The sequence below is a fragment of the Burkholderia sp. Ac-20392 genome, assembly GCF_017104585.1.
GTDB classification, from domain to species: domain Bacteria; phylum Pseudomonadota; class Gammaproteobacteria; order Burkholderiales; family Burkholderiaceae; genus Burkholderia; species Burkholderia lata.
Genome location: NZ_JAAGPB010000064.1, coordinates 21,336 through 27,446, shown reverse-complemented (window position 1 = coordinate 27,446; position 6,111 = coordinate 21,336). Strand labels below are relative to the sequence as shown.

General features: G+C 66.2%; 4 protein-coding genes. 2 read left to right on the top strand and 2 right to left on the bottom strand.

The features are described 5' to 3' along the window. Positions 1-483: 483 nt before the first annotated feature. On the top strand, positions 484-1,359 hold the full coding sequence (locus G3N99_RS11320; protein ID WP_174988110.1) for a LysR family transcriptional regulator: 876 nt from the start codon (positions 484-486) through the stop codon (positions 1,357-1,359). A gap of 33 nt (positions 1,360-1,392) precedes the next feature. Here G3N99_RS11320 and G3N99_RS11315 read toward each other — a convergent pair whose 3' ends face one another. Together G3N99_RS11315 and G3N99_RS11310 are read right to left on the bottom strand one after the other, a co-directional pair. After that, the gene (locus G3N99_RS11315; protein WP_206122438.1) at positions 1,393-2,595 is read right to left on the bottom strand and encodes a multidrug effflux MFS transporter; all 1,203 of its coding nucleotides are present in this window, start codon (positions 2,593-2,595) and stop codon (positions 1,393-1,395) included. A gap of 480 nt (positions 2,596-3,075) precedes the next feature. Beyond that, positions 3,076-5,259, bottom strand: a complete 2,184-nt coding sequence (locus G3N99_RS11310; protein WP_206122437.1) for a TonB-dependent siderophore receptor — start codon at positions 5,257-5,259, stop codon at positions 3,076-3,078. A 399-nt stretch (positions 5,260-5,658) separates the two neighbouring features. Between G3N99_RS11310 and G3N99_RS11305 the strand changes: the two genes are divergently transcribed. Beyond that, positions 5,659-6,105, top strand: a complete 447-nt coding sequence (locus G3N99_RS11305) for a hypothetical protein (protein WP_174942213.1) — start codon at positions 5,659-5,661, stop codon at positions 6,103-6,105. The last annotated feature ends 6 nt before the right edge of the window (positions 6,106-6,111 follow it).

Below are 6,111 nucleotides of genomic sequence, written 5' to 3'. Positions count from 1 at the left end.
GGCGTGAGTGGCGCGCGCGGCGGCGAGCAGCGCGGTGCCGGCCGCGAGGCCGAGTGTCTTGAGCGCGCCTCGGCGCGCATGCCGGTCGGACATGGCTTTTATCTCCCGGAATCGTTTTTGTGGGGGCGTGTCGCGTTGCCGTGCAGTGATGCGGCGTCGCGAATGCGTAGCCAGTCTAGCGGCGCGCGCTCGATACGGAAAATCGCGATATCGGATGGGAGATATTCGAGGGTCTGATGATTGGACGGCTGGGTGGGGGCGGTGCGATCGGTGCGACGACCATTGGTTTGAATACTGCGAGCGGTCTTTTGAGGATCGTCGCGGCGTTGAGGTCCTTTCAGCGGACGGCTCTGGTTTCGGTCGTCGAGTTGATTGGAATATTGATCTGGATGACTGATTATGTGGCGCAGGGAGTAAGGCGGCGGCTTGTATAATCGCCCCCCAACGAATGCACCCACGCTTTACCGAGAGAGAACGTTATCCATGAACTGGGACGATGCCCGCGTTTTTCTGGCAGTTCATCGCACCGGGACGCTGCGCGAAGCCGCGGCCGTGCTCGATGTCGATCAGGCCACCGTGGGGCGACGCCTGACGGCGCTCGAGAAGGCGCTGGGCGCGAAGCTGTTTCTCAAGACGTCGTCCGGCTATGTCGTGACGCAGGTCGGCGAGCATTCGCTGCAGGCCGCGGAAGCGATGGAGCAGGCGGCGAGCGACTTCGAGCGTCGCGTCCACGGTTCGGACGACCGGCTCGAAGGCGAGGTGCGGGTGACGACGACCGATTCCCTCGCGATGGATTTCGTCGTGCCCGCGATACGGTCGTTGCGACGGAAATGCCCCGCGATACACGTGGTTCTGACGACGTCGGTGCAGGTGCTCAACCTGACCCGGCGCGATGCGGATCTCGCGATTCGAACCGTGATGCCGGAAAACCCCGATCTGGTTCGCCGGAAGCTGGCCGAGTGGGAGGTCGGGCTGTTCGCGAGTCGCGAGTATCTGGATGCGCACGGCGATCCCGCGACCGGGGCCGCGTTCGAAGGGCATGACCTGGTCGTCTACCAACCCTCCATCACGTCCAATCAGGGCGACACGCTGTGCGGCGAGTCGATGGAGCGCGGGCGCATCGCTGCGCAAGTGAGTTCGAGCCTGATGCTGGCGACAGCGATCCGGTCGGGGATCGGCATCGGGGAACTGCCGGTGTATATGGCGCAAGAGGATGATTCGCTTGTGCGAATCTGGCCCGACAAGTCGCGAGCCGCGCCGTACCAGGTCTGGCTCGTGTCGCATACGGACCTGAACCGGACGGCGCGCGTTCGGGCCGTCACCGCCGAGATTGCTGCTTCGTTCGACCGCTATCGATAGCGGCCGGGATCTTGCCGGTGCGGGGCCGGGGACTCAACGGGGCTGGGCCTTGCGCATCGACAGCGTGCGTCGCGCGGCATACCAGCGCGGCACGATCGCAACTGCCGCGACGATCGCGAAGAACGGCATGGCCGTCGCGAGCACGTGGCTGCCGGCGCCGAGCAGGCTGCCGGACACGGTGGCCGCGAGCGACGCACTGCCGATCTGGAAGAAGCCGACGAGCCCGGATGCCGTGGCCGCGCGCCCGTGTTCGCTTGCGATGGCGCCCGATACGGCGAGCGACAGCGACGATCCGTTCGACAGGCTGACGACGAACATCGGCAAGACGATCGCGATGACGCCCTTGACGTGCGCCGACTCGCACAGCGCGAATGCGATGCCGCCGGCTACGAAGCAGCCCACGCCGGCCGCGACGATCGCGTCGTAGGACATCCGGTCGAGCATGCGGCGCGAGAGCAGGTTGGCGGAAATGATGCCGGCGGTCAGCGGCAGATAAAGCCAGCCGCTTTGCTGTTCCGACAGGCCGAGGCCGGCGAAGATGAACGGCGATTGCGTCAGGTAGACGAACCACGCGCAATAGATCGCGCAGACGACGAGCGTGTACCGGATGAATGCCCGATCCCCGAGCACGTCGGCGAAGCCGGCCAGCGGCACGGCGCGATGTTGCCCCGGCGTGACGGGCGGCCGCGTTTCCTTCAGAAGAAGCTGGACGAGCACGAGCGCGAGCCCGCCAAATGCGGCGACGAAAATGAAATCGCTCCGCCATCCGAACCACGCCGCCAGATATCCGCCGATTGCGGGGGCGATCGCCGGAGACAGCGACACGAGCGGATACACGATGCTGTAGACCTTCGCCGATGCGTTCTTGTCGCAGGTGTCGGCGATGATCGCGCGACCGATGACGAGGCCGGACGCCGCGCCGAGCGCTTCGAGCACGCGCCAGCCGAGAAAGCTTGTGAAGCCGCTGGCGCTGGCACAGCCGATCGAGCCGGCGATGTACACGAGGATGCCGACCGTCAGCACGGGTTTGCGTCCCCATCGATCGGACAGGGGGCCGTAGAACAGTTGCGCGCAGGCGAGCGCGATCAGGTACGCCGATACCGTCTGCGGCATCTGCCATGCGCCGATCGAAAACTCGTGAGCCATCGACGGCATCGCGGGCAGGTAGATGTCGGACGCGATCAGGCCAAAGGCGCTCAACAGGGAGACGACGAGGATGAGTGAGAAGTTGGACATGTTCGCTGGGTGGTTGAGGCGGAGCGCGTGAGCGCGCGGAGATGACGGCGCGCATCGAGCAGCCCTGAGAAAAGGCCGCGGCGATCATACGGCGTGCGATGCGGTTCGGGAGCGGGCGGAATTGCATCGCTCGAATGCATTTTTGCGGGCAGCGAGGCGGGTGCCGGGGAGGCGTGTGGCGGGCGGCGTCGGGCGTTGTGCGGGACGCCGGTCAAGCAGAATCCTGTGCGGGTGTTGGTGGCGAGCAACGAGGCGTCTCGCCGTCGTTCTTGTTGCGCCGGATGGTCGAGCGATGTTTCGTCGCAGCGTTGCTGTTCGACGCAACGTGCGCGGGCTTGCCGCAATCGATCAACCGTGAAGTAGCCGGGATGCTGCGCCAAGGAGGGGAGCGGCTGCGCGTGGAAGGCGGCCGCTGATGCAGGTTTGCGCGTGGGCCGCCGCTTGCCGGCCAGCCCACGTACGCATCAGGCCATCAGGCCATCAGAACGACACCGTCGTCGTCAGCGTGACGAGCCGCGGCTCGCCAACCGCGACGATCAGGTTGTTGTTGCTCGACGGGTAGTAGGTCTTGTCGAGCAGGTTCTTCACGTTGAGCTGGAAGCGCGTCGGGAACTTGCCGATCGTCGTTTCGTAGGCCGCGAACGCGTCGACGGTCACATAACCGGGCAGCGTGAAGCTGTTCGCGGTGTCCCCCGGGCGTGCACCGACAAGACGTGCGCCGCCGCCAAAGCGCCAGCGGCCAGGCAGGTTCGCGATCGCCGTGTCGTACACCGCGAACAGGCTGCCTGTGTGGCGCGCGACGTTGACGAGCGGTGTGTTGCTGTCGCGATCGTTCGCGTTCGTATAGGCGTAGCTGCCGATCACGCTCAGATGGCGCGTGATCTGCCCCGCGACGTCGAGCTCGATCCCGCGCGAGCGCGCGGTGCCGATCGTCGACGTCAGATCGCCCACCGTGACCGCGACGTTGCGCTTGTCGATCTGGTAGACCGCGAGCGTGCCGGTGATCGCCGGCTTCAGGCTGAACTTCAGCCCGGCCTCGAGCACGCGGCCGTATTCGGGCGCGAGCGGCGCGGCCACGTTCGTGGCGACGTTCGGCTTGAACGAGCGGCTCACGTTCGCATAGGCAGTCAGCGCCGGCGTGAGCGCATATGCGAGCCCGAACTGCGGCAGCCACACGGTGCCGCGCGAGCGGTCGGCGAACGCGAACGGCCGCCCCATCCCCGATTCCTGCTGCCAGTTTTCCCAGCGCAATCCGCCTACCGCCGTGAGCCGGTCGGTGAGCTTCACCGAGTCCTGCACGATCGTCGAATACGCATGCACCACCGAGCGCGAATCGCTCTGCTTCGGGTTGGGCGTGCCGCCCGGCGCGAGCAGGTCGTACACGGGATCGTAAAGATTGAAGCCCTTGGTCGCCTTGCCGCGGATCGTGTCGCCGCGGAAGCTGCGCTGCCGCTCGTATTCGCCGCCGATATAGATCGCGTGGTTCATCCCGGCGAGCGTCACGTTGCCGAGCAGGCCGAGCGTCGCGATCTGGTCGGAATCGTTGCGCCCGAGGTTCGCATCGGACGAGCGCGTCAGTGCGCCGGTCGTGCTGTTGAACGCGGTGGCGCGGGTGATGGTTTGGTCGTAGCGATCGCGGCCCCAGCCGTAGGTCGCACGCACGCGCCACGCATCGGAGAAGCGATGCTCGATGCGTGCGCGCAGCGTTTCCTGGATGCCGTTGCTCTGCGACCATGCTTCTTCATAGCGGCGATAGCGCAGCGCATCGTCGAGCTGGCCGTTCACGAGCACGGTGCCGCGATCGAACGGCGTCGTGTAGTCGACGTACTGGTAGCTGACGTCGATCGACGTGTTCGCGTCGTGCCACGACAGCGCGGGCGCGATCAGCGCGTCGCGCTGGCGGCCGAAGCTGCGCCAGTAGCGGCTCGTGTCGTATTGCCCGGTCAGCCGGAACGCGAGCGTGCCGCCCGCGACCTGGCCCGGCTTGCCGAGCGGGCCCGTGAGGTCGAACGTCGCGCTGCTGCCGCCGTGGCTCGTGCGCGACGCGGAAATCGAGCCGCCGAACGTGTCTTCCGGCTTGCGCGTGACGAGGTTGATCACGCCGCCGGGATCCTGCATCCCGTAGAGCAGCGACGCCGGGCCCTTCAGCACTTCGACGCGGTCGATCGTCGCGAGATAGCTGTGCAGTACCGGCGTGCGCACGCCGTCGACGAGCACGGAGCCGTCGTTGTTCGACCCGAAGCCGCGCTTGATGAACGCGTCGCGCGTGCCGCCGAGCGTGTTGGTCTGGGTGACGCCGCTGATGTTGCCGAGCACGTCGTCGAGCGAGCGCGCCTGCTGGTCCTGCATCACGCTGCTGCTGACCACCGCGACCGATTGCGGAATCTCCTTGATCGAACGGTTGTCGCCGCCCGCGACGCTCGTGGTGCGCGGTTGATAGCCGACCGTCGGATCGGCGGTTGCCGATGCGCTGACGCTGATGGCCGGGAGTTCGCGCGCGGTCGGCGGCGCGGGTGTGGAAGCGGCAGCAGCGGGCTCGGCGTTGCCGCGTTCGGCGGCGGACGCATGCGTGCCGCTCGCGACGCACAGGGTGATCAGGGCAGGCAGGCTCGTGCGCCACGGACGCAGGGTCCGGGCGCGGCAGGGCGTTCGACGGGATGGCATGAATCGATGCAGGACGGAGTACTAAGGATCGTGTCGCGGGCCGCAGCGTTTCGCGGCGACCAGGGGGCGAATAATATATGTAATGAGAATCATTTGCAATTGTAATGAGACGATCGACGGTGCGCGGGCCTCGGTTGCCGGGCCGTCGGTCGTCTGCTACCGTAGCGACCAAAATCAGACGCAGTGAAATTCAATGAGAGAGCCGGGGGCCGCACCATGTCATCTTCCTGTCACGTCGCGTTCAGCGCGACGCTGCACACCGCGCACGACCGTGCGGGTGATGAAGTGATCGCAGCCGTGTTCCGCCATTCGAACGATTAAAGCAACGGAAGCGAATTCGTCCGGCGCAAGCGCCGGGCTTCAATCACTTCAACCACCACGCTAGACGGGAGACCACCCATGAAGAAGATTTCCGCGCCGTTCGCGGCGGCCGCGCTTGCGGCGTGCACGATGCTGGCGGGCGTTCACCAGAGCGCCTGCGCCGCGTCGGACACCGAGCCCGCGATCGACGCGCATTACGGCGCCGTGATCGAGGCCTATACGCAGGACATGGCCGCCGCGAAGACGAAGTACGACGGCAAGCGCCTCGTGTTCGTCGGCGCCGTGATCCGGATGGGCAGCGACCCGGGCGGCACCTATTTCGGCGCGTTGACGAAGGACGGCGAGCAATTCGACACGCATTTCGACGTGGCCGACCAGGATGCGCTGAAGCCGAAATTCCCCGGCGGCGAGATCAAGCCGTTCGTCACGTCGGCGGCGTTCCGCTTCAGTTGCGTGAACGAGGGCTATATCGATGCGCCGGTGCTGCCGGGGTTGAAACTCGCACACTGCCGCCTCGCCAACTGACCGGCG